Below are 23,020 nucleotides of genomic sequence, written 5' to 3'. Positions count from 1 at the left end.
TTTCTCAGGCACTTAAGCAAGTCTTTTCTGGCTTTTGACGGCGATCTTGTAAATTCTGTCACACAAGCAATCGAGCTGAAGGAGGATATTGTGACTGAGTTTGACAAGCTGATCCGCAACGCACCGGCTGGCCGTTTCGACGGCATCGAGCGCCCCTATTCCGCCGAGGACGTCAGACGGCTGCGCGGTTCCGTGGAGATCAGCCACTCGCTGGCGGAAATGGGTGCTGCGAGGCTCTGGGAACTCCTGCGCCGCGACGATTTCGTCAATGCGCTTGGCGCTCTGTCCGGCAATCAGGCCATGCAGATGGTCCGTGCCGGTCTGAAGGCGATCTACCTCTCCGGCTGGCAGGTCGCGGCAGACGCCAATACCGCCTCGGCGATGTATCCGGACCAGTCGCTCTATCCCGCCAATGCCGGGCCGGAGCTTGCCAAGCGCATCAACCGCACGCTCCAGCGCGCCGACCAGATCGAGACGTCTGAAGGCAAGGGCCTCTCTGTCGAGAACTGGTTTGCGCCAATCGTTGCCGATGCCGAGGCCGGTTTCGGCGGGCCGCTGAACGCCTTCGAGATCATGAAGGCCTATATCGAGGCGGGCGTTGCCGGCGTCCACTTCGAGGACCAACTGGCATCGGAAAAGAAGTGCGGCCATCTCGGCGGCAAGGTTCTGATCCCGACGGCGGCGCATATCCGCAATCTCAACGCGGCGCGTCTGGCAGCCGATGTCATGGGCGTTTCGACGCTGGTCATTGCGCGCACGGATGCGGAGGCGGCAAAGCTGCTGACTTCCGATATCGACGAACGCGACCAGCCCTTCGTCGATTACGATGCCGGGCGCACCGTCGAGGGCTTCTATCAGGTCCGTAATGGGCTGGAGCCCTGCATTGCCCGCGCGGTCGCCTATGCGCCCTATTGCGATCTGATCTGGTGCGAGACTTCGAAGCCCGATCTCGATCAGGCGCGGCGCTTTGCCGAAGGCGTGCACAAGGTGCATCCGGGCAAGCTGCTGGCCTATAACTGCTCGCCGTCCTTCAACTGGCGCAAGAACCTGGACGAGGCGACGATCGCCAGGTTCCAGCGCGAACTCGGCGCCATGGGCTACAAGTTCCAGTTCATCACGCTTGCCGGCTTCCATCAGCTGAACTTCGGCATGTTCGAGCTGGCACGCGGCTACAAGAGCCGGCAGATGGCCGCCTATTCCGAGCTGCAGCAGGCGGAGTTTGCCGCCGAGGTCAACGGCTACACCGCGACTAAGCATCAGCGCGAAGTCGGCACCGGCTATTTCGATGCCGTATCGCTTGCCATCACCGGCGGCCTGTCCTCGACGACCGCGATGAGGGAATCGACCGAACACGCACAGTTCAAGCCCGCAGCGGAATGACCGCGCAACAGGAGGAGAAGACAATGGCTTCCATCTCACGTGTCCGCGAACGCGCGGAAGAGCAGTCCTCGACGATGACGCCGGACCAGCAGAGCATGATCCGCATGCTCGCCAACGATCTGCACCGGCTCAATCAGTCTGTCATGAAGGCGGTTGAATCCGGTATTTCGGTAGAGCTTGTCCGGTCCGCCCGCCATCACGGCGGCGACGGCAACTGGGGCGATCTGATGATCCCGGTTGTCGTTGCCAACCGCACCTAAAGAGGGAGAAGGCGCCGGGAAAACCGGCGCCTTCTGCGTCATTTGACGCAATTGTCAGTCCCAGCAAAGGCGAGCATAATATCATCAAGCTCTTATGGGACGTCATATGCCTGCAACAATACGCGCGGACGTGCAGTCCCTGACCGATATGGTCTATGGGGCACTGCTCGGGGAAACCAGCTGGCAGGATTTTCTGGATACGCTGAACACGCGCATGCCGGATGGAAAGTCGACGCTCTTTTTTCATGATGCGGTTCTCGGCTCCGGCGGGCTGTCGCTTTCATCCGGCCTCGAAGACGCTGCCGCGAAAGCTTACAACACCCATTTCAGCACCGTGAACCCGTGGATGGCGAAGGCCGCCGTGCGCCCCGTCGGGCTCGGCGTCATCGCCGATCAGATGCTGCCGCATGAAGAGCTGCTGAAAACCGAATTCTATCACGACTACCTGCGCAGCATCGGCTGCCGCAGCAGCATCGGTGTGACGATCATGCGGGAGAAGGGGCGGTCCTTCAATCTCTCGACGCTGACATCGAGCACCGACGCCGGCTATAACCGCGCCAACGCCCAGGTGCTGACCGAGCTTGCCCCGCATCTGCGTCGGGCCTTCGATTACCTGCGCCGCGAGCGAAGCAACGAGGCAGGCGGCAAGCCGCTGCTCGATGCGATCGGCGTCGGGCTGATCTATCTCGGCGAGGAGCGCAAGGTGCGCTCGATGAACACCGCGGCGCAGATGATGCTGACGGAGGGATGCGGCATCAGCGTGACCCCGACCGGGCGGCTGAATGTCAACGATGCCAATGTCAACGAGCAACTGCGCGCCACCGGCCGCTCCCGCGAGCCGCTGCAGCCGGTTTGCAGCGGGCGCATCGGCAACATCAAATACACGCTGGTTCGGCTGCAGTCCGATTTCATGAGCGAGTTCCTGCAGGAGCCGACATCGGCGCTGATCATCGAGCGCTCCGGCAGCATCTGCGCCCATCTGAACGACAGGCTGAGCGGTAACGAGCACCTGACGGCCGCTGAACTGCGCATCGCCTCGTCGATCGCCAGCGGGCTGTCGACTGCGCGATACCGCCAAGCTGAACGACATCAGCTACGAGACGGCGCGCTCGCACCTGAAAAACATCTTCTCCAAGCTCGGCGTCAATAGCCAGGTGGCCTTGGTACGAAGGCTGATACCGTGAGCTAGCTGCGGCTGGCGCGCTTGCCGGCGAAAAGATCGGAATAGCTTTTCAGCAATTTGGTCATGCGATCGGCAACGGCGCGGATTTCCGGCCGGTGGCGGTCTTCGTTGTTCATGACGATCCACTGGCGATGCTTGAGTTCGGGAATTTCGCCGCCGAGCCGCTGAAGCTCCGGATCGAGATCGCCGACGAAACACGGAAGCACCGCCCTACCCGCCCCGGCGCGCACCAGATCCGGCAGCGACCGCGGCCGGTTGACGGTGGCGGCGATCGGGCCGGACGCGTTGCGATAGGGCCAGCGCAAATAGCCGGAGATCGCTTCGTCCTCGGCAACGGCCACCCATTGCTCCGCAGCCTCCGCAGCATTGCGCCTGACATAGACGGCATAGGCGACCTCTCCGAGCAGACGCGCGGCAAGGTTTGCCTCGTCGGGTTCGAAGGCGCGGATGCCGATATCGCTCTCCCGGTAGGAAAGATTGGCGCGGGTTTCGCCGATCGTCAGCGAGATGGCAAAGCCATCGCCGGGCATGCGGATCGCCGAGAAGTTCTCGGTCAGCAACCAGGCAACCCAGGTTCCCGCCGCAACCTTGACAGTCGCCCCGCCCTCGCCCGACTGGCGCCAGGCATCGACCTTGCGGGCGGCGGCCTCCATCTCCTGCAGGTGGTCAAGGAGAGCCTGACCATCCGGCGCCAAGCGGTAACCGGTCTGGCTGCGCAGGAAGAGCGTGCGGCCGGTTTCCTGCTCCAGCTCCAGCATGCGGCGGCCGACCGTCGCCGGGCTGAGGCCACTGGTGCCGCTCGCGCCGGTGAGGCCGCCGAGACGGGCGACCTGCAGGAAAAGCTGATAGGAATCCCAAGCCGTGTTTTTCATCGGTGAAAATCGTATGCCGATTTCAGCTGTTTAAGAAGCGATTTTTGATGTGTATCTGAAGTGATGTCTTTGAAACGGAGGACATCACCATGATCGACCAGATCGCCATTGCCAGCATGCTCGGCCTCTCACGGGGCGACCGGATTGCCTGCCAGACATCCGAAGACGAATTCTATGAGCAATATGGCAGCTCGCGCATCATCCGCGCCGTCGCCTGGCTCACCGACATAGGCCTGAAAAGCAAAGGCCGCGCTGTCGATGCGCGGCCCAAGGATACTCGTGTAAAGCGCGTGGATCAGGCAGCCTGCCTTGCCGGGCGGTGAGCGGCCGCACCGTTGCCGATGCGGAACTGCTGAAGCAGGCCCATCAAGGCATCGGCCTCGTCGGCAAGCTGGCGGCTTGCCTGCGTCGTCTCCTCGACCATCGAGGCGTTCTTCTGGGTCATCTGGTCCATCGCATTGACGGAGCCGTTGACTTCCTGAAGGGCCGCCGACTGATCCTGGCTTGCCGTCGCGATTGTATCGACATGCTTGCTGATGACGATGATTTCCTGGCTGATCGAGGCGAGAACATTGCCGGTTTTCTGCACCAGCTCGGAACCGGCGGTCACTTCGCGGCTCGACTTTTCGATCAGGCCCTTGATCTCGCGGGCGGCATCGGCGGAACGCTGCGCCAGCTCGCGGACTTCCTGGGCGACGACGGCGAAGCCCTTGCCGGCTTCACCGGCGCGCGCTGCTTCGATGCCGGCGTTCAGCGCCAGAAGGTTGGTCTGGAAGGCGATGTCGTCGATGACCTCGATGATCTGTTCGATCTGCTGCGAGGCTTCCTCGATGCGGCTCATGGCGGCGACGGCATCGCCGACGACGGCACCGGAGCTGTCGGCGGTCTTCTTGGTCAGAGCCACCGTGTTGTTGGCTTCGCGGGCGCGATCGGCGGACGAGCGCACGGTGACCGTGATCTCCTCGACCGCAGCGGCGGTTTCTTCGAGGCTGGCGGCCTGGGCTTCCGTGCGCTTCGAGAGCTCACCGGCAGAGGCCAACATCGCGCCGCTGTTGCGCTGGATGGCGTTGGCATTGTCGCGGATGCGGGTCAGCGTGTCCTGCAGGCGCAGCAGCGAACTGTTGAAATCGACGCGCAGCTGCTCGAGGCGGCCGACGAAGGGCGTCTCGATTGTTTCGGACACGTCGCCCTGTGCCAGACGGCCGAGACCGGCTGCGAGCTGGTTGACGGCAAAATCGATCTGGCCGTCGAGCGTGCGCTTTTCGGCATCGTTGCGGGTGCGTTCGGCTTCGGTCAGCGCGCGCTGCTCGGCGGCCTGCGTTTCGAGATCCAGGCGCGCCTTGGCGCTATCGCGGAAGGCCGACAGCGCGCGGCCGATCTCGCCGAATTCGTTCGGCTTGTCGACGCAGGGGATGGCGCCGGAGAGATTGCCGGCGGAGATCGAATGCACCGTCTTCGTCAGCGCCTGGAGCGGGCTGACGGTGCGGCGGATCGCGAAGAAGGCGAGCAGGCTGACGACCAGCATGACGGCGGCACCGGCGCCGATCACGAGGATCTGCAGATGCTGGAGACGAGCAAAATAGACTTCCATCGGAATGCCGATGAAGAGGATGCCGGTATTGGCGCCAGCGGCATTCTTCACCGGGAAATAGCCGGTCATGTAGTTCTTTCCGAACAGCACTGCAGGACCGTAATAGGCGTCGCCCTTGGCGAGCGCGGTCTGCGCCGGGTGATCGGCGGCGAGGTTGGTGCCGACGGCGCGGCTACCGTCTTCCTTCTTCACATTGGTGGAGACGCGGACGTAGTCGCCGCCCTGCTTGTCGAAGATCGTCGCGACACCGGCAATGGATTCCGCCGTGCGATCGACCAGTGAGTGATCGGTGAATGCGGGGATCTTTTCTTCGGTGACCGTAGAGAGCTGCGCATCCTTGACGGCGATCTTCGCGCTGTCATCGGCCGCGCCGTAGAGGATCGCCATCGTGCGGCTGGCATCCTTGGCGTCGGCCACCGCATTGTCCATGACATAGCGGCTCAGATCATAATAGGTCACGGCAACGATCGCGCCGGTGCTGACCACAAGCAAACCGAGTGTGATGGCAACCGCCTGGCGGACGATGGATGTCGAGAAAAAGCGCAGCATAGCAATCCTCTGCAATACGAATTGCAGCTATTCTATGCGTTAAACGTTAAGGAAAATTATCAGCTAATTATCTGAAAACACTGTAATAACTTGTATAAATATGACTATTCGTCAGCATCTTTTCGAACATCGGTAGAAAATCAGTGGCGTCGCGATCGAAACACAACCTTTGCGTCCATATTTCAGGCATTCCGCACAAACAAAAACGGCGCCTTGCGGCGCCGTTCTCATAGTCTGGATTTTCGCTGATCTCAGGCGGCGCGATAGTAGGTCGCGTGCGTTTCGCCGTCGATCTTGAACTGCTGTACGAGGGCCAACAGGCTGTCTGCCTGCGAGGCAAGCTCGCGGCTGGCGGCGGTCGTTTCTTCCACCATCGCGGCGTTCTGCTGGGTCATCTGGTCCATCGAGTTGACAGTCGAGTTGACTTCCTGCAGGGCGCCCGACTGGTCGTGGCTGGCGCGGGCGATCATCTCGACATGCTGGCTGATGGTGACGATCTGGGCGCTGATCTTCGCGAGCACCGTGCCGGTTTCCTGGACGGACTGCGAACCGGAGCTGACTTCGGTGGTCGACTTGTTGATCAGGCCCTTGATCTCCTGCGCGGCAGCGGCGGAGCGCTGGGCGAGTTCACGGACTTCCATGGCGACGACGGCAAAGCCCTTGCCCGCTTCACCGGCACGCGCGGCTTCGATACCGGCGTTGAGGGCGAGCAGGTTGGTCTGGAAGGCGATCTCGTCGATGACGCCGATGATCTGCTCGATCTGGCGCGATGCATCCTCGATGCGGCCCATGGCGTCGATCGCCTTGCCGACGACGGTCGCCGAGTCATCGGCGCTGCGCTTGGCCTGGCGAACGATCTGGTCTGCATCCTTGGCGCGTTCGGCAGACGAACGGACGGTGACGGTGATCTCGTCGACGGCAGCCGCGGTTTCTTCGAGAGAAGCGGCCTGCTGTTCCGTACGCTTGGCGAGATCCTCGGCCGACTGGGCCATCTGGTTGCCGTTGCCCTGGATCATCTGCACGTTGTCGCGGATCTGGCTCATGGTCGCCTGGAGGCGAAGCATCGAGCCATTGAAGTCTTCACGCAGTTGCTCGAGGCGGCCGATGAACGGCGTGTCGATAGTCGTGGAGATATCGCCCTGCGACATGCGCTCGAGGCCGGCAGCGAGCTCGTTGACCGCGAATTCGATCTGGCGGTCCATCTCGCGCTTTTCGGCATCGTTGCGCTGGCGCTCGTGTTCGGCGGCCTGACGCTCCTCGTCGCTCTGCTCCTCGATACGGATCTTGGAGATTGCGTTTTCCTTGAAGATGCCCAGTGCACGGGCCATGTCGCCGATTTCGTCGAAGCGCTGCTCACCGGAAATGCTGGTGTCGAGCGCGCCGTCTGCGATGCGGCGCATTGCGGCGGTGATCTGGCCGATCGGGCGCTGCAGGGTCAGGACCAGGGCGATACCGCCGATGATCGAGACCAGGATGCCGAGGCCGGTGGTGCCGACGGAGATGCTGTTGGCCTGATCGCGCTCGGCGCCGGCCGTCTGCTTCTGCAGTTCGGCGAAGCTCGTCAGCTGGCCCCAGACACTGTCGAGCTCCTGGCGGGCAGCGGCATAGTCGGCAACGCGCTGGTTGATGACGTCAACGAGGCTTTGTGCGTCCTTGTCCATCGAGACCAGTGCCGGATTAATCGCAGCGATGATGTCGCTGGCGAAGTCCATGCCCTTGGCGCTGGCCTGCAGGGTGTTCAGCATGGTGTTGAGGGTGGCGATTTCCTGGTTCAGGCGAACGCGGTTTTCCTTGCTCGGCTTGGCGCTGAAATCGGCCAGAACGAGCTGGAGCGAATAGATCGAGGTCTCGAGACGGCGGGTGTCTTCCAGAACCGAGTTGGTCTGGGCGATGCGGCTGTCGAGCTGGACGAAGGTGGTGGTGGCTTCGCGCATCATCTGCGTTGCCGTCAGCTGCGTGTAGGTCGACATCTGGCGGAAGCGCGACACGAGGCGGCCGAGATTGGCGACGCCATCATCGGTGCCGGCATCAGGTGCGGCTGCCTGGGTCTTCAGGTCGCTGATGGTCTGGGCCATCGACTGCGTCATGCTCTTCTGGTTCTGCGGAACCGAGATTTCGATCATGCGCTGCGCCTTGATGATCGACGGCAGCGCCGTGGTCACCACCTTCAGCTTGTCGGCAGGAAGCTGCGCCTTGCTAAAATCGTTCATGGCCGTCGCCAGCGTGTCGCCACCCTTGAGCAGACGGTCGGCGGCGCGCAGCGTTGCGGTCGCGTTGCCTTCGTCGGTGCGCACGCTCTCTTCGAGCTGGCGGGCGTCATAGCTGACGTTGAAGCGGTTGGTGATCATCACCTTCTGGGAGTCTTCGATCTGCTGGCGCAGCATGACTTCCTGCTCATGCAGCGTCCAGAGCTTGCCGACAGTGCCCGAGATGGCGCTGGTGCCATCGATCGCGGCCTGCAGGTTCTCGCGGCCGGCATTCTCGCCGATCTGCGACAGCGTGGAATTCAGCGTCTGGCCCTGCGTCTTGATATCCGTATAGAGCTTGTCGCGAGCCTGCTCATTGGTGTTCTGCAGGAAGTCATCCATCGAGCCGTAGAGATCCTTGAAGCCGCTGAGCGACTGCAGGATGCTGTTCGAAATCTCCATGCGCCCTTGCAGCATGCCCGAGGCATAAAGCCCGGTGAGGCCGACGGCCGAGATGGCGACGACGAAAGGCAGAACGAAGATCAACACCTTCGTCTTGATCTTGAAGCGCGACAGGATCTTATCAATGAACATGGCTATACCGGCCTTCCATACACCACTCCTCCCACCGGCTGCTGTTGCGGCGCCGGCCGAGTGCATCGAGCTGACTTTTTTGGAATAATGGGAAACCCGAGGGCTCAGGCGGCAGTCATTGCCAAGTCATCGCCGCGCGAACGGGATGCCCATAGTTTCAGCAAGTGTGACAGAAGAGATATTAATTTTCGGATAAGCCAAATCGTTTGAAATCGTACTTATGGCCGCCCGTAAGCGGCTGGCACGAAAGGGCTAGCCGCTATTTATATGACAATTGTGGGAATGGTCAGATGGTGTGGGCGATCAGAAGTGCGATAATCGCGGCAGTTGCACCGGTGGCCAACATGAGAAAGCGGAGCGTCGCAAGCTTGGTGTCAGGCTTTGCCTGGGCGATTGCGATGGCGCGAGCGCGGCGTGTGTTCCTATTCATGTAAAGGACCTCACTTTCTCAATACTGTAACAATCCATCAAAATGGCTGTCCGGTAAAGCTTTAAATGGGCAGCTTGTTCCATGGACGCCATTGGGACACGATGGCGCACCCGGCTTAAGAAGTCTTGAATCTATTGATCCGGATTCGACCCTATAAGGATTCACCTGCCGCAAAGCCCGAGGCCCAGGCCCATTGGAAGTTATAGCCGCCGAGCCAGCCGGTAACGTCGACGCATTCGCCGATAAAATAGAGACCGGAAACGGCCTTCGCTTCCATCGTCTTGGAGTCAAGCGCCGATGTGTCGATGCCGCCGAGCGTCACTTCCGCCGTTCGGTATCCTTCGGAACCCGAAGGTTTGACGGTCCAGTTCTGCGCGGCATCGGCAAGCCTTGAAAGCGCCTTGTCGGAGAGATCGGCCATGTTGCCGGAGATGCCTTCGCGCTCGGTCAGATGCTGGGCGAGACGCTTCGGCAGGATTTCCGCCAGCGCCGTCTGCGCCGACTGGCGGCCGTTCGTCTGCTTGGCTTTCTTCAGATGCTGGAGCAGATCGACATCGGGTTCGATATCGACGGTGATCCCCTCGCCTTCGCGCCAGTAAGACGAAATCTGCAGGATGGCAGGACCGCTGAGGCCGCGATGGGTGAAAAGCAGCGCTTCCCGGAATGCCGTCTTGCCGTGGCGGATTTCTGCCGGGGCGGCGATACCCGAGAGTGGCGCGATCGCTTCAAGCAGGACGGGATCGAGCGTCAGCGGCACGAGGCCCGGGCGGGTTTCGGTCATGGCGAGACCGAACTGCTCGGCGATGCGATAGGCAAAGCCGGTGGCGCCCATCTTTGGGATCGACTTGCCGCCGGTGGCGATGACAAGCGAGGCGCAATCGTAGGTGCCTTCCGATGTGCTGACGCGAAAGCCGCCATCGGTCTTCTCGATGCCGGTAATCTCGGTGCGCAGCTGCCATTCGGCGCCGGCCGACCGCATCTCGTCGAGCAGCATGTGGATGATGTCCTTGGCGCTGTCGTCGCAGAACAGCTGGCCGAGGGTCTTCTCGTGCCAGGCGATCTTGTGGCGATCCACCATGGCAACGAAATCGGCGGGGGTGAAGCGGGCGAGCGCCGACTTGCAGAAATGCGGATTGGCCGAGAGGAAATTCTTCGGACCGGCATGGATATTGGTGAAGTTGCAGCGGCCGCCGCCGGAAATGCGGATCTTCTCGCCAGGCGTCTTGGCGTGATCGAGGACGAGCACGGAGCGGCCGCGCTGGCCGGCGCGAATGGCGCACATCATACCGGCCGCGCCCGCGCCGATGACGATCACATCGCTTTTTTCTGCCACGCCCCGATCCTTCTCTGAACGGCGTCTTCTTTTTCTATCAAATGGCGAAAGTCAACGTCTCTACCCCCCTCGCCAATTGCCAAACTCTGGCTATGATGGCCTTCCGATCAACGTAACCGGTGTGTCATGTCTCCAAAAAAGACGACGCTTAAGCCTGCCAAGAACGTCCGCCCCACCATCAAGACTCCCCCTGACCCCGGGTCGTCGCGCGGCGTAGCGAATTGGAAGGAAGCGGCACAGTGGCTACGGGCACGCGGCATCGAAGACATCGAATGCATCACTCCCGACCTTGCCGGGGTTCCGCGCGGCAAGATGATGCCGACCTCGAAATTCACCTCCAACACCTCGCTCGCGCTGCCTTCGGCGATCTACCGCCACACGATCTCGGGCGCCTATCCCGAGGAGACGGAAAGCTTCCGCTACGAGCCGCGCGACAGCGACCTGAAGCTGGTGCCGGACCTTTCGACGCTGTCGGTGGTGCCGTGGGAAACCGATCCGACGGCGCAGGTCATCTGCGATATCGTCAATTCCGACGGCGCCGAGGTGTCCTACACCCCGCGCAACGTGCTGAAGCGCATCATGGGGCTCTACAGCGCCCGCGGCTGGAAGCCGGTCGTCGCACCCGAAATAGAGTTCTATCTGGTCGCCACCAATGACGACCCAGACTATCCGCTGCATCCGCCGAAAGGCCGTTCGGGCCGTTCGATCCTCGGCGGTCAGGGCTATTCGATCGCCGGGATCAACGAGTTCGACGAACTGATCGACGACATCTATCACTTCTCGGAAAAGCAGGGTCTCGAGATCGACACGCTGATCCATGAAGAGGGTCCGGCGCAGCTGGAAATCAACCTGCGCCACGGCAACCCGATCGAGCTTGCCGACCAGGTATTCATGTTCAAGCGCACGATCCGCGAGGCGGCGCTGAAGCACGGCATCTACGCCACCTTCATGGCCAAGCCGATGCAGGGCCAGCCGGGTTCGGCGATGCATATCCACCAGTCTGTGGTGCATGAAGGCACAGGCAAGAACATCTTCTCCAATGCGGACGGTTCGCCGTCGAAGGAGTTCTTCCACTTCATCGGCGGCATGCAAAAATACGTGCCGAGCGCGCTGGCGATGCTGGCGCCCTACGTGAATTCCTACCGCCGCCTGGCGCCGAACATGTCCTGCCCTGTCAACAACGCCTGGGGCTACGACAACCGCACGACCGCTTTCCGCGTTCCGGTCTCGGATCCGCAGGCGCGGCGCGTCGAGAACCGGCTGCCGAGCTCGGATGCCAATCCGTATCTGGCGCTCGCCGCATCGCTGGCATCTGGCCTGCTCGGGATCACCAAGCAGATCGAGCCGACCGCCCCGACCGAGGATTCCGCCAACGAGGGGTCGATCGACCTGCCGCGCGGCCTGCTGGAAGCGATCGCGCTGATGGAAGACGAGCCGGCCTTCGAAGAGGTGTTCGGCGAGGAGTTCATCGGCCTCTATGCCGGCGTCAAGCGCGGCGAGTTCGAGACCTTCATGGAAGTGATCAGCCCCTGGGAGCGAGAGTTCCTGCTGCTCAACGTGTGAGGAGATTTCCTCATGGCACTGAAGCAAGACTGGCAGAGCCCCATCGCGCCCGGCGTTTCCTGGTATCAGGCGACGGCGGGCGAGCGGGCGACCTATCCGGAGCTTGACGGATCGAAGACATGTGACGTCGCCATCGTCGGCGGCGGCTATACCGGGCTGCAGGCGGCGTACAATCTCGCTAAGGCGGGGGTCTCGGTCGTATTGATCGACGCCAACCGCTTCGGCGACGGCGCATCCGGCCGAAACGGCGGTCAACTCGGCACCGGCCAGCGCTGGTGGCCGGAGGAACTCGAAGAGAAGATCGGCTACGAGCGCTCCAGGGCGCTGTTCGATCTGGCGGAAGGGGCAAAGAAGCACCTCCTCGATTTCGCCAGCGAACACCAGATCGACATCGAGTTCATGCCCGGGCAGATCAACGTGGCGCACAAGGAGAGCTACAAGCGCTCCTATATCGAAAACGCCGAGATCGCAGCCACTCGCTACGACTATCCGCATGTCCAGTTCATGGACAGGCAGGAGACGCAGGAACGGCTGGGTTCGAAGCGTTATCACTGCGGCGTGCGCGACACCGGCACCGGGCATATCCACCCGCTGAAGCTGCTGATCGGGCTTGCCCGGGTAGCGGCCAACGCGGGCGCCCAGATCTACGAGATGACGCCGGCAACGGCTGTTCGCAACGACGGCGGCAAGGTGAGGATCGATACGCCGAAGGGGACGATCACCGCGGACAAGGCGCTGATTGCCTGCAACGGCTATATCGGCAATCTGGAACCGGTGACGGCGAGCCACGTGATGCCGATCCGCTCTTTCATCGGCGCGACGGCACCGCTCGACAGCTTTCCCTCGGTAATTCCAGGCGGCGAGGCGGTGGCGGACTCGCGCTTCGTGGTGCGCTACTTCCGCAAATCCAGGGATGGCCGGCTGCTGTTCGGTGGGCGCGAGGCCTATACGGCGGATAACCCGCGCGACATTTCCGATCATATCCGCCGGCAGATCACCGAGATCTATCCGGCTCTCAAGGATGTCGAGATCACCCATGCCTGGGGCGGCTCCGTCGGGATCACCATGCCGCGGCAGCCCTTCGTGCGCGAAGTGATGCCAAATGTCACATCGATCGGTGGTTATTCCGGCCACGGCGTCATGCTGTCAAATTACTGCGGCAAACTTTATGCAGAAACAGTGCTTGGAAAATCCGCCGATCTAGATCTCTTCAAGGGGCTCGATATCCCGGCTTTTCCCGGCGGTGCGGCCATGCGTGCCCCACTGCTGTTTCTAGCCTTGTCCTGGTTCGCGCTGCGCGACAAGTTTTAGGGCGATTGCGGGATTTCCTCTCGGGTCAATTCGCTTTAAAACCGGGACCCGAGAGATTCATTGCATCGCACACTGGCTTTTTTAAATCGATTAGATTAAAACGGCCGCCAACCAGACTGATTGAGAGAAAAGCTCATGAGCAGCCAAATCATTCCCGTTGAACCCTTTGACTATGTCGTCTTCGGCGGCAGTGGCGATCTCGCCGAGCGCAAGCTTCTGCCGGCGCTCTATCACCGCCAGATCGAGGGCCAGTTCACCGAGCCGACCCGCATCATCGGCGCTTCGCGCAGCCCGCTGACCGACGAGGAATACCGCAAGTTCGCCCAGGAAGCTCTCAAGGAGCACCTGAAGAAGGGCGAGTATGACGAGGCTGAAGTCGAAAAATTCTGCAAGCGCCTGCACTATGTATCGGTCGACGCCCGCTCCGACGGCGGCTGGGACAAGCTGAAGAAGCTGCTCGACGACGGCAAGGATCGCGTTCGCGCCTTCTACCTCGCCGTTGCCCCGGGCATTTTCGGCGATATCTCGCAGAAGATTCACGAGCACAAGCTGATCACCAAGTCGACGCGCATCGTCGTCGAGAAGCCGATCGGCCGCGACCTGGCTTCCGCCCTGCAGCTGAACGACACGATCGGCAAGGTCTTCAAGGAAGAGCAGATCTTCCGCATCGACCACTATCTCGGCAAGGAAACCGTGCAGAACCTGATGGCGCTGCGCTTTGCCAACGCCCTCTACGAGCCGCTGTGGAATGCGAATTACATCGACCACGTACAGATCACCGTCGCTGAAGCCGTCGGCCTCGAAGGCCGCGCGGGCTATTACGACACGGCCGGCGCGCTGCGCGACATGGTGCAGAACCACATCCTGCAGCTGCTCTGCCTGACGGCGATGGAAGTTCCCTCCTCGATGGATTCCGAAGCTGTTCGTGACGAAAAGCTCAAGGTGCTGCGCGCCCTGAAGCCGATCGACGCATCGAATGTCGAGCAGTTCACCGTTCGCGGCCAGTACCGCGCCGGCGCGTCCGGCACCGGTCCGGTCAAGGGTTATCTCGAAGAGCTGGAAGGCGGCGTTTCCAATACCGAAACCTTCGTCGCCATCAAGGCCGAGATCAACAACTGGCGCTGGGCCGGCGTTCCCTTCTTCATCCGCACCGGCAAGCGTCTTGCCGGCCGCATGTCGGAAATCGTCATCACCTTCAAGTCGATCCCGCACTCGGTCTTCGACCAGTCTGCCGGTCGCATCAGCCAGAACCAGCTGATCATCCGCCTGCAGCCGGACGAAGGCGTCAAGCAGTCGCTGATGATCAAGGATCCGGGTCCGGGCGGCATGCGCCTGCGCAACGTTTCGCTCGACATGAGCTTTGCGGAAGCGTTCCATGTCCGTAACCCGGATGCTTACGAGCGCCTGCTGATGGACGTCATCCGCTCCAACCAGACGCTGTTCATGCGCCGCGACGAAGTCGAGGCGGCATGGGACTGGGTCGACCCGATCCTGAAGGGCTGGGAATCCACCGGCCAGCTGGTTCAGGGTTACACCGCCGGCACCTGGGGCCCGAGCCAAGCTATCGCACTCATCGAGCGCGACGGCCGCACCTGGCACGACAACATCTAGGATCAACAGCGATGGCAGCGACCATGCATGCTTTTGCCAATGCCGCGGAACTGGCCACCAACCTTGCAGACAAGGTAGCGGACGCGCTTTCCAAGGCGATCGCAGCGAAGGGAACGGCCACCATCGCCGTTTCCGGCGGCTCCACGCCGAAGGCCTTCTTCCAGGCGCTTTCGACGCGGGACCTCGACTGGCCGAAGGTGACGATCACGCTCGTCGACGAGCGTTTCGTGCCTGCGACCAGCGACCGCTCCAACCATCTGCTGGTTGCCAGCAACCTGCTGCAGAACAAGGCAAAGGCGGCGCGGTTCCTGCCGCTGTTCCACGACACGGGCTCCGCGGAAACGGCCGCGAAGCTTGCCGCCGCGGAGACGGCATCGATCGGCAACCCGTTCGATATCGTTATCCTCGGCATGGGTGGCGACGGACATACCGCCTCGTTCTTCCCGGGCGGCAACAACCTGGCCGTTGCGCTGGATCCGAAGACGCCGCGCGGCATCATCACCATGGAAGCACAGGATGCGGGCGAACCGCGCCTGACCTTCACTTTCTCCAGCCTTCAGGACGCCAAGCTCCTGGTGCTTCATATCGAAGGCCAGGGCAAGAAGGACGTGCTGACGAAGGCTGAAGGCGCCGGAGACGAGGCAGAGATGCCGATCCGGGCCGTGCTGCGGCGGGCGGCGACGCCTGTCGATATCTACTGGGCTCCGTAACACCAAGCCTTCGGGCCGAGCCGCGAACATACAATTTGAACAGCAACCAAGGCAGGATAACTCCCATGTCCGCTAACGCACGCATTTCTGCGATCACGTCCCGCATTGTCGAGAGATCCAAACCGACGCGCGAGCGATATCTGGAGCGCCTGCGCGGCGCGGCATCGAAGGGTGCCGTCCGGTCTATCCTCGGCTGTGCCAACCTTGCGCACGGCTTTGCGGTCTGTTCCCCCGCCGAAAAGGATGCGCTCGCCGGCGACCGCGTTCCGAACCTCGGCATCATCACCGCCTATAACGACATGCTCTCGGCCCACCAGCCGTTCGAGACCTATCCGGCGATCATTCGGCAAGCTGCCGCCGAAGCCGGCGGTATCGCCCAGGTCGCGGGCGGCGTGCCTGCCATGTGCGATGGTGTTACCCAGGGACAGCCGGGCATGGAGCTCTCGCTCTTCTCGCGCGACCTTATCGCCATGTCGGCAGGCGTCGGCCTGTCGCACAACATGTTCGATGCGGCGCTGTTCCTCGGCGTCTGCGACAAGATCGTTCCGGGCCTCGTCATCGCCGCCCTCTCCTTCGGTCACCTGCCATCGATCTTCGTGCCCGCAGGCCCGATGACGACGGGCTTGCCGAACGACGAGAAGTCGCGCGTGCGCCAGCTCTATGCCGAAGGCAAGGTCGGCCGCGCCGAGCTGCTGGAAGCAGAATCCAAGTCCTATCACGGCCCGGGCACCTGCACCTTCTACGGCACCGCCAATTCGAACCAGATGCTGATGGAGATCATGGGCTTCCATCTGCCCGGTTCGTCCTTCATCAATCCCGGCACGCCGCTGCGCGAAGCGCTGACCCGCGAGGCCGCCAAGCGCGCGCTGGCGATCACCGCGCTCGGCAACGAGTTCACGCCGGCCGGCGAGATGATCGACGAGCGCTCGGTGGTCAACGGCGTCGTCGGCCTGCACGCAACGGGCGGTTCGACGAACCATACGCTGCATCTCGTGGCGATGGCACGCGCCGCCGGCATTCAGCTGACGTGGCAGGATATTGCCGAGCTCTCGGAAGAGATCCCGCTGCTGGCCCGCGTCTATCCGAACGGTCTTGCCGACGTGAACCACTTCCACGCGGCAGGCGGCATGGGCTTCCTGATCAAGGAACTCCTGAAGCAGGGCATGCTGCATGACGACGTGCGCACCGTCGCCGGTCAGGGCCTTGAAGCCTATACGATCGACGCCCGCCTCGGCGAGAACAACACCGTCGTGCGCGAGCCCTCCCCTGAGAAGAGCCACGATCCGAAGGTGCTCGCCAGCATCGAGACGCCGTTCCAGGCGAATGGCGGCCTGAAGATGTTGCGCGGTAATCTCGGCAAGGCGGTCATCAAGATCTCCGCCGTCAAGCCGGAGCGCCACATCATCGAGGCACCGGCGATCGTCTTCCACAGCCAGCAGGAGCTGCAGGACGCCTTCAAGGAAGGCAAGCTCAACCGCGATTTCGTTGCCGTCGTGCGCTTCCAGGGGCCGAAGGCAAACGGCATGCCTGAGCTGCACAAGCTGACGCCGCCGCTCGGCGTGCTGCAGGACCGCGGCTTCCGCGTGGCGCTGCTGACCGACGGGCGCATGTCCGGCGCGTCGGGCAAGGTTCCGGCCGCCATCCACGTCACCCCCGAGGCTGTCGAGGGCGGCCCGATCGCGCGCATCAAGGATGGCGATATCATCCGTCTCGACGCGATCCGCGGCACGCTCGAAGTGCTCGTCGATGCCGCCACCATGGCCGAGCGCGAGCCGGTGACCGCCGATCTCTCCGAGAACGAATATGGCATGGGCCGCGAGCTCTTCGCGCCCTTCCGCCGGGCGGTCGGTGCTTCCGACCACGGGGCGAGCGTTCTCTTCCACTGAAACGAAAAAAGCCCGCGAGACGATCGCGGGCTTTTTCTTTTGTGCCTTGCAGCCGATCAGCCGCGAACGTCGAGAACGTAATCGCGATGGGCGGGATGCGTGCTGTAGACGAAGATCTTGTTCAGCTCCTTCTGCGTCAGCAGGCGCAGGAAGCGGACTTCGACGGTGTTGTTGGCATTCACCCGCATCAGCATGCAGCCGACCTTGGTGATGCGCGCATCCGGAATATCCAGATAGAACTGCTTCGGCAGATTGAACTGCGTCAGGATGGCGAGAACCGCCGAGCTCATGGAAATGCGGATGATGTCGCAACGGCGCGAGGCCATGTGCATGACGCCCTTCTCGGTATATTCGAGACGCGCCGCGTTCATCGTGTCCTCCATTTTGAACCGCTGTTCGCGGTCATACATGAAGGATTCTTCCTTATTCAAAAAATGCCCAGATGGCGATGGATTGGCAATACCCAAGACCGTAACCCCACTCAATACAATGGGGGAATGCTAGCAGCCGGGACTTAACAGAAGGTATTGGAGAGACACGTTTGGGGGCTTGTTTTCAAAGCCCCCAAATTTGGCCGCGACATCCTCAGCGGCGATAGGTGCGGCCTTCGGCATCGAAGAGATGCAGCTTCTGGCGATCGGCGGAGAACCGCATCTTCTGACCCTTCTTGATGTCGATGGTGCCCGGCAGCTTGACGATGATCGGTTCGCCCTGAACGAGGCCCTCGATATAAAGCAGCGTGACTTCGCCGAGCGCTTCGACGATCGAGACTTCGCCCTCGAACAGGTAGTCGTCGCCCGAGGCGATGATCAAATCCTCGGGGCGCACGCCGAAGCTTGCCGACTTGCCCTTCTCCGATGCCGCCGTTGCGATATCGAGCGTGACCGACTTGCCGCCGGTGAGCGTCACCGTCGTGGCGCTACCAGCCTCGGCAACGACAGCCGGGATAATGTTCATGGCCGGCGAGCCGATGAACTTGGCGACGAAGAGGTTTGCCGGGCGCTCATAGAGTTCGAGCGGGGCGCCGACCTGTTCGATATGGCCGGCTGAGAGAACGACGATGCGGTCCGCCAGTGTCATCGCCTCGACCTGGTCGTGGGTGACGTAGATCATCGTCGTATCGGCCATCTGCTCGTTCAGACGGGCGATCTCGATACGGGTTGCGACGCGAAGGGCCGCGTCGAGGTTGGACAGCGGTTCGTCGAAGAGGAAGACCTTCGGGTTGCGGCAGATGGCACGGCCGATGGCGACACGCTGGCGCTGGCCGCCCGAGAGCGCCTTCGGGAGGCGGTCGAGATACTTGGTGAGCTGCAGGCTTTCGGCAGCGGCGCGCACGCGACGGTCGATCTCCTGCTTGCTCTCGCCGGCGATCTTCATGCCGAAGGCCATGTTATCGAAGACCGTCATGTGCGGGTAGAGCGCGTAGGACTGGAAGACCATGGCGATGCCGCGCTTCGAGGGCGGCACGTCGTTGACGTGCTGGCCGTCGATGTACATGTCGCCGCCAGTGATGTTCTCCAGGCCGGCAATCATGCGCAGCAGCGTAGACTTGCCGCAGCCGGAAGGACCGACGAAAACGATGAACTCGCCCTGATTGATCTCAAGGTCGATGCCGTGGAGCACGTCCACGGAACCGTATGACTTGCGAATTTCCTTAAGCGACAGTCCTGTCATCAGTGCCTCCCTCTGATTTCTTAGGCGAGCCGGGCGAAATATGCGCCCCACGCCGGAATATCTATCTTCCCACCGTAGTTATTGCTGGTGAAGCCGTGACCCGTCAACGCCTGCCAGTTGCCCTCGGGCAGCGCCACGGCGGTTTCGGCAGCGCCCATATTGAAAACGCAAAGCAGCTTCTCGTTTCCATATTCGCGCATGAAGATCAGCGCGTCGCCCTGCGGCTCGGCAAAGGCGATCTCGCCCTTGGCGAAGGCCGGGAACTGTTTGCGGAAGGCGAGGAAGCGGCGGTAGTGCTCCAGCACCGAGTTCTCGTCGCCCTGCTGAACGCTGACGGCGCGCAGGATGTGTTCGACCGGAACCGGCAGCCACGGCTTGACCGTGGAGAAGCCGCCCTGGGCGACCTGGCTGTCCCAGACCATCGGCGTACGGCAGCCGTCACGGCCCTTGAACTCCGGCCAGAACTGGATGCCGTAGGGATCCTGCAGATCCTGATAGGCAAGGTCGGCTTCGGTCAGCCCGAGTTCTTCGCCCTGATAGAGGCAGACTGAACCGCGCAGCGTCATCAAGAGCGATGCATATTGCTTGGCGAAGGCATCGTGATCGGAGACCAGCGAGCCCCAGCGGCTGACATGGCGCATGACGTCGTGGTTGGAGAAAGCCCAGCAGGCCCAGCCATCCGGAGCGGCACGGCCGAAATCCTTCATCACCTCCTCGACGCGATCGGGCGAGAGCGGATCGGGCGCCAGGAACTCGAAGGCATAGCACATATGCATCTTGTCGTTTCCGGACGTGTATTCGCCGACGATCTCCAGGCCGCGCTGGCTATCGCCGACTTCGCCGACAGCGGCGATTGCCGGAAACTCTTCGAGCACGGCGCGGAAGCGCTTCAGGAACTCGAGATTTTCAGGGCGGTTCTTGTCGTAGATATGCTCCTGGAAATTATAGGGGTTCACGGCAGGCGCAGTGGAGGCGTTGCGGCGCTCAGGCGCCAGCGCCGGGTTGTCGCGCAGCTGCTTGTCGTGGAAGTAGAAGTTGATCGTATCCAGGCGGAAGCCATCGACGCCGCGCTTCAGCCAGAAGCGCACGACATCGAGCAGGCGGTTCTGAACCTCGGGATTATGAAGGTTCATGTCCGGCTGCGAGGTCAGGAAGTTGTGCATGTAATATTGCATGCGCGTCGGATCCCACGCCCATGCGGAGCCGCCGAAGATCGACAGCCAGTTGTTCGGCGGCGTGCCATCCGGCTTGGCATCGGCCCAGACATACCAGTCGGCCTTGGCATTGGTGCGGCTGGAGCGGCTCTCGACGAACCAGGGATGCTGGTCCGACGAGTGCGAGATGACCAGATCGATCATGACGCGGATGCCGAGACGATGGGCTTCGGCGATCAGCGTGTCGAAATCGACGAGCGTGCCGAAGATCGCATCGACATTCTCGTAATCCGACACGTCGTAACCGAAGTCGCGCATCGGTGAGGTGAAGAACGGCGAGATCCAGATGGCGTCGGCGCCGAGGCTTGCGACATGCGGCAGCCGGGCGGTGATGCCCTTGAGGTCGCCGATGCCGTCGCCGTTGGAGTCCTGGTAGGAGCGCGGATAGATCTGATAGATCACCGCGCCACGCCACCAGTCCTTGTCGTCAGCCAGTTGGGGTTGAGATGCCACGCTCATGTGCTTTCCTATGCGAAGTCAGGTCTTGGGATTGATCAACCGCCCTTGACCGAGCCCGCCAGCAGGCCGCGCACCAGATACCGTTGCAGCGCGAAGAAGACGCAGAGCGGCACGATGATGGTGACGAAGGCCGAGGCCGTCAGGATTTCCCAGTTGCCGCCGCGCGAACCGAGGAGCGCATTTAGCGCACCTGTAAGCACGAGGTGCTGCCTGTCGGTGCCGAGGAAGACCATGGCGACGAGCAGGTCGTTCCACACCCACAGGAACTGGAAGATCGCGAAGGACGCGAGCGCGGGGAAGGACAAGGGCAAAACGATTTTCACGAAGATCTCGAAATCGCTGGCGCCGTCGACGCGGGCGGACTCGATGATCTCCTTCGGCAGCCCCGCGATATAGGCGCGGAGCAGATAGATGGCGAGCGGCATACCGAAAGCGGTGTGCGCCAGCCAGATGCCGGGATAGGTCTTGGACGGCGCATCGAGCAGCATGCCGACCTGATTGTAGAGCCGCAGAAGCGGGATCAGCGACATCTGCAGCGGCACGACGATGAGGCCGACGACCAGCGCGATCAGCAGCGCACGGCCGGGGAATTCCATCCAGCTCAGCGCATAGGCCGCGAAAGCCGCAATCAGGATCGGGATGATCGTTGCCGGGATGGTCACGGTCAGCGAGTTGATGAAGGACTGGCCGATCCCCTCGCCCGTCAAAACGGTGCGGTAATTGTCGAGGGTGAATTCCGGCGGCGTCGAGACCGCGACATAGACGCGGCGGCCGGCATCATCATCGGTAAAGGCAGCCGGCTTGGAATAGCGGTAGCTACCATCGGCATTGACCTGCAGCGACAGGCCCTCGCCGAGATCGGCGGTTTCGCCGGCCTTGTAGGCGGAGGGCTGCTGGACGCGGGTGCCGAAGGCGGTCAGCGAATGACCTTCCTGGCCCTGCAACAGGTTGCCCGCGATCACATAGGTCGCGCCTTCCTGTTTCTGCTGGTCGACGCCGCCGACGCGGGCGGCGACCGTGCGGGTCGAGCCGGCAAAGGAGGTCCACCAGCCGGAGACGACGATCTGGTCCTTGTCGCGCAGCGCGCTGACGAAGATGCCGAGCGTCGGGATCAGCCAGATGATGACGATCAGGAGAACGCAGGCGTGAACGAACAGACGGGCGGGGCCGATCTTGAAGAAGCTTGCAGTCGCAGTCATCTCAGTGGCCTCCGAGTTCGCGGTTGGCGCGGCGGACGTTCCAGACCATGATCGGCGTCACGGCCAGCATGATGATCAGCGCGATGACGGCGCTTCGGCCGGAATCCCCGCCTCCGCGGAACATCCAGTCGAACATCAGGTTGGCGAGCACCATGGTCTGCCACTGGCCGTTGGTCATCGTCAGAACGATGTCGAAGACCTTGAGGACGAGAATGGTGATGGTCGTCCAGACGACGGCGATCGTGCCCCAGACCTGCGGCACCATGATGCGCCAGAAAATCTGCCAGCCATTGGCGCCGTCGATGACGGCGGCCTCGATCGTCTCCTCGGGAATGCCGCGAAGGGCAGCCGAGAGGATGACCATGGCGAAGCCGGTCTGGATCCAGATGAGGATGACCATCAGGAAGAAATTGTTCCAGAAGGGAACCGAGATCCAGACTTCCGGCGTGCCGCCGAAGAGCTGGACGATAGCGTTCAGCAGGCCGATCTGGACGTCGTTGCCGCCGCGATATTCGTAGATGAACTTCCAGATGACGGAAGCGCCGACGAAGGAGATCGCCATCGGCATGAAGACGATGCTCTTGGCGATGTTGCCCCACCAGATGCGGTCGGTCATCACGGCGATGACGAGCCCGAAGAAGGTGCAGGCGGCGGGTACGACGGCAAGCCAGAGGATGTTGTTGAAGATCGACTGGCGGAATTCGCGATCGCCCAGCGCCCACTGATAGTTGGCGAAGCCGACGAAATTGACGCCCGAGCGATCGTAGAACGACAGGATCAGCGTCGCGACGACGGGATAGACGAGATAGACGACGAGCAGAAGCAGCGCCGGACCGATGAACAGCCAGGGGCGGATCAAGCCGCGGCGATTGAGATTGCGCGATGCGGCGCGGATGTCGCCATCCTTCACCGGCAGCGCCAGATCCAAGATCTTGTTCGAGAAATAAAAGTAGGCCGAGCAGGCGAAAACCGCCACGACCACCACGCCCAAAGCGGAAACTATCTGCGATAGCAT

General features: G+C 62.0%; 20 protein-coding genes. 10 read left to right on the top strand and 10 right to left on the bottom strand.

The features are described from left to right. The first annotated feature begins 90 nt into the window (after positions 1-90). The 4 genes from aceA to ABIE40_RS30995 all read left to right on the top strand — a co-directional run bounded on the left by aceA (position 91) and on the right by ABIE40_RS30995 (position 2,824). The gene (aceA, locus tag ABIE40_RS03255) at positions 91-1,380 is read left to right on the top strand and encodes an isocitrate lyase (RefSeq protein ID WP_112713196.1); all 1,290 of its coding nucleotides are present in this window, start codon (positions 91-93) and stop codon (positions 1,378-1,380) included. A gap of 23 nt (positions 1,381-1,403) precedes the next feature. Continuing rightward, complete coding sequence (locus ABIE40_RS03250; RefSeq protein ID WP_112713198.1) at positions 1,404-1,640, top strand: SMc00767 family acetate metabolism repressor; 237 nt, start codon at positions 1,404-1,406, stop codon at positions 1,638-1,640. A gap of 106 nt (positions 1,641-1,746) precedes the next feature. After that, the gene (locus ABIE40_RS31000) at positions 1,747-2,790 is read left to right on the top strand and encodes a helix-turn-helix transcriptional regulator (RefSeq protein ID WP_502944773.1); all 1,044 of its coding nucleotides are present in this window, start codon (positions 1,747-1,749) and stop codon (positions 2,788-2,790) included. Further along, positions 2,765-2,824 (top strand): hypothetical protein, encoded by a 60-nt coding sequence (locus ABIE40_RS30995; RefSeq protein ID WP_502944796.1) that lies wholly within the window; start codon positions 2,765-2,767, stop codon positions 2,822-2,824. The genes ABIE40_RS31000 and ABIE40_RS30995 overlap by 26 nt, the downstream gene beginning before the upstream one ends. Position 2,825: 1 nt before the next feature. Here the strand turns inward: ABIE40_RS30995 and ABIE40_RS03240 are convergent, their stop codons facing one another. Beyond that, positions 2,826-3,695, bottom strand: a complete 870-nt coding sequence (locus ABIE40_RS03240) for a LysR family transcriptional regulator (protein WP_199626204.1) — start codon at positions 3,693-3,695, stop codon at positions 2,826-2,828. An 89-nt stretch (positions 3,696-3,784) separates the two neighbouring features. On the opposite strand from ABIE40_RS03240, the gene ABIE40_RS03235 reads away from it, so the two are divergent. Beyond that, a complete protein-coding gene (locus ABIE40_RS03235) occupies positions 3,785-4,018 on the top strand; it encodes a hypothetical protein (protein WP_199626203.1) in 234 nt (77 codons plus the stop codon). Here the strand turns inward: ABIE40_RS03235 and ABIE40_RS03230 are convergent. From ABIE40_RS03230 to ABIE40_RS03215, 4 genes are all read right to left on the bottom strand, one after another. Continuing rightward, a complete protein-coding gene (locus ABIE40_RS03230; protein ID WP_199626202.1) occupies positions 3,991-5,835 on the bottom strand; it encodes a methyl-accepting chemotaxis protein in 1,845 nt (614 codons plus the stop codon). The two genes, ABIE40_RS03235 and ABIE40_RS03230, sit on opposite strands and share 28 nt — an antisense overlap. A 251-nt stretch (positions 5,836-6,086) precedes the next feature. Further along, entirely contained in the window at positions 6,087-8,615 is a 2,529-nt protein-coding gene (locus tag ABIE40_RS03225; protein ID WP_199626201.1) for a methyl-accepting chemotaxis protein, read from the bottom strand. Between the two features lie 286 nt (positions 8,616-8,901). Next, complete coding sequence (locus ABIE40_RS03220; protein WP_199626200.1) at positions 8,902-9,045, bottom strand: hypothetical protein; 144 nt, start codon at positions 9,043-9,045, stop codon at positions 8,902-8,904. Positions 9,046-9,196: 151 nt separating this feature from the next. Further along, positions 9,197-10,378, bottom strand: a complete 1,182-nt coding sequence (locus tag ABIE40_RS03215; protein ID WP_199626199.1) for a BaiN/RdsA family NAD(P)/FAD-dependent oxidoreductase — start codon at positions 10,376-10,378, stop codon at positions 9,197-9,199. A gap of 126 nt (positions 10,379-10,504) precedes the next feature. Here ABIE40_RS03215 and ABIE40_RS03210 point away from each other — a divergent pair, with 126 nt between their 5' ends. The 5 genes from ABIE40_RS03210 (at position 10,505) to edd (ending at position 17,459) form a co-directional block, all read left to right on the top strand. After that, the gene (locus ABIE40_RS03210) at positions 10,505-11,941 is read left to right on the top strand and encodes a glutamine synthetase family protein (protein ID WP_199626198.1); all 1,437 of its coding nucleotides are present in this window, start codon (positions 10,505-10,507) and stop codon (positions 11,939-11,941) included. Positions 11,942-11,953: 12 nt separating this feature from the next. Then, on the top strand, positions 11,954-13,252 hold the full coding sequence (locus ABIE40_RS03205; protein WP_199626197.1) for an NAD(P)/FAD-dependent oxidoreductase: 1,299 nt from the start codon (positions 11,954-11,956) through the stop codon (positions 13,250-13,252). A gap of 135 nt (positions 13,253-13,387) precedes the next feature. Then, positions 13,388-14,863, top strand: coding sequence for a glucose-6-phosphate dehydrogenase (gene zwf, locus ABIE40_RS03200; RefSeq protein WP_199626196.1), 1,476 nt, complete (start codon positions 13,388-13,390; stop codon positions 14,861-14,863). 11 nt (positions 14,864-14,874) lie between these two features. Further along, on the top strand, positions 14,875-15,573 hold the full coding sequence (pgl, locus tag ABIE40_RS03195) for a 6-phosphogluconolactonase (protein ID WP_199626195.1): 699 nt from the start codon (positions 14,875-14,877) through the stop codon (positions 15,571-15,573). Between the two features lie 65 nt (positions 15,574-15,638). Next, positions 15,639-17,459 (top strand): phosphogluconate dehydratase, encoded by a 1,821-nt coding sequence (gene edd, locus ABIE40_RS03190; RefSeq protein ID WP_112713220.1) that lies wholly within the window; start codon positions 15,639-15,641, stop codon positions 17,457-17,459. Positions 17,460-17,515: 56 nt separating this feature from the next. Here edd and ABIE40_RS03185 read toward each other — a convergent pair whose 3' ends face one another. The 5 genes from ABIE40_RS03185 to ABIE40_RS03165 all read right to left on the bottom strand — a co-directional run bounded on the left by ABIE40_RS03185 (position 17,516) and on the right by ABIE40_RS03165 (position 23,020). Then, positions 17,516-17,869: a hypothetical protein gene (locus ABIE40_RS03185; protein ID WP_112713222.1), complete on the bottom strand. Its 354-nt coding sequence runs from the start codon at positions 17,867-17,869 to the stop codon at positions 17,516-17,518. Positions 17,870-18,044: 175 nt separating this feature from the next. Then, positions 18,045-19,133: an ABC transporter ATP-binding protein gene (locus ABIE40_RS03180; RefSeq protein WP_112713224.1), complete on the bottom strand. Its 1,089-nt coding sequence runs from the start codon at positions 19,131-19,133 to the stop codon at positions 18,045-18,047. 20 nt (positions 19,134-19,153) lie between these two features. Continuing rightward, entirely contained in the window at positions 19,154-20,806 is a 1,653-nt protein-coding gene (gene bglA / locus ABIE40_RS03175; protein ID WP_112713226.1) for a beta-galactosidase BglA, read from the bottom strand. Positions 20,807-20,841: 35 nt separating this feature from the next. After that, entirely contained in the window at positions 20,842-22,005 is a 1,164-nt protein-coding gene (locus ABIE40_RS03170; protein ID WP_112713228.1) for a carbohydrate ABC transporter permease, read from the bottom strand. A gap of 1 nt (position 22,006) precedes the next feature. Next, entirely contained in the window at positions 22,007-23,020 is a 1,014-nt protein-coding gene (locus ABIE40_RS03165; RefSeq protein WP_130279045.1) for a carbohydrate ABC transporter permease, read from the bottom strand.

The organism is Rhizobium sp. OAE497 (assembly GCF_040546565.1).
Lineage (GTDB): Bacteria > Pseudomonadota > Alphaproteobacteria > Rhizobiales > Rhizobiaceae > Rhizobium.
Note: the sequence above shows the minus strand (reverse complement) of the source record. Positions and strands in the feature narration are given on the sequence as shown.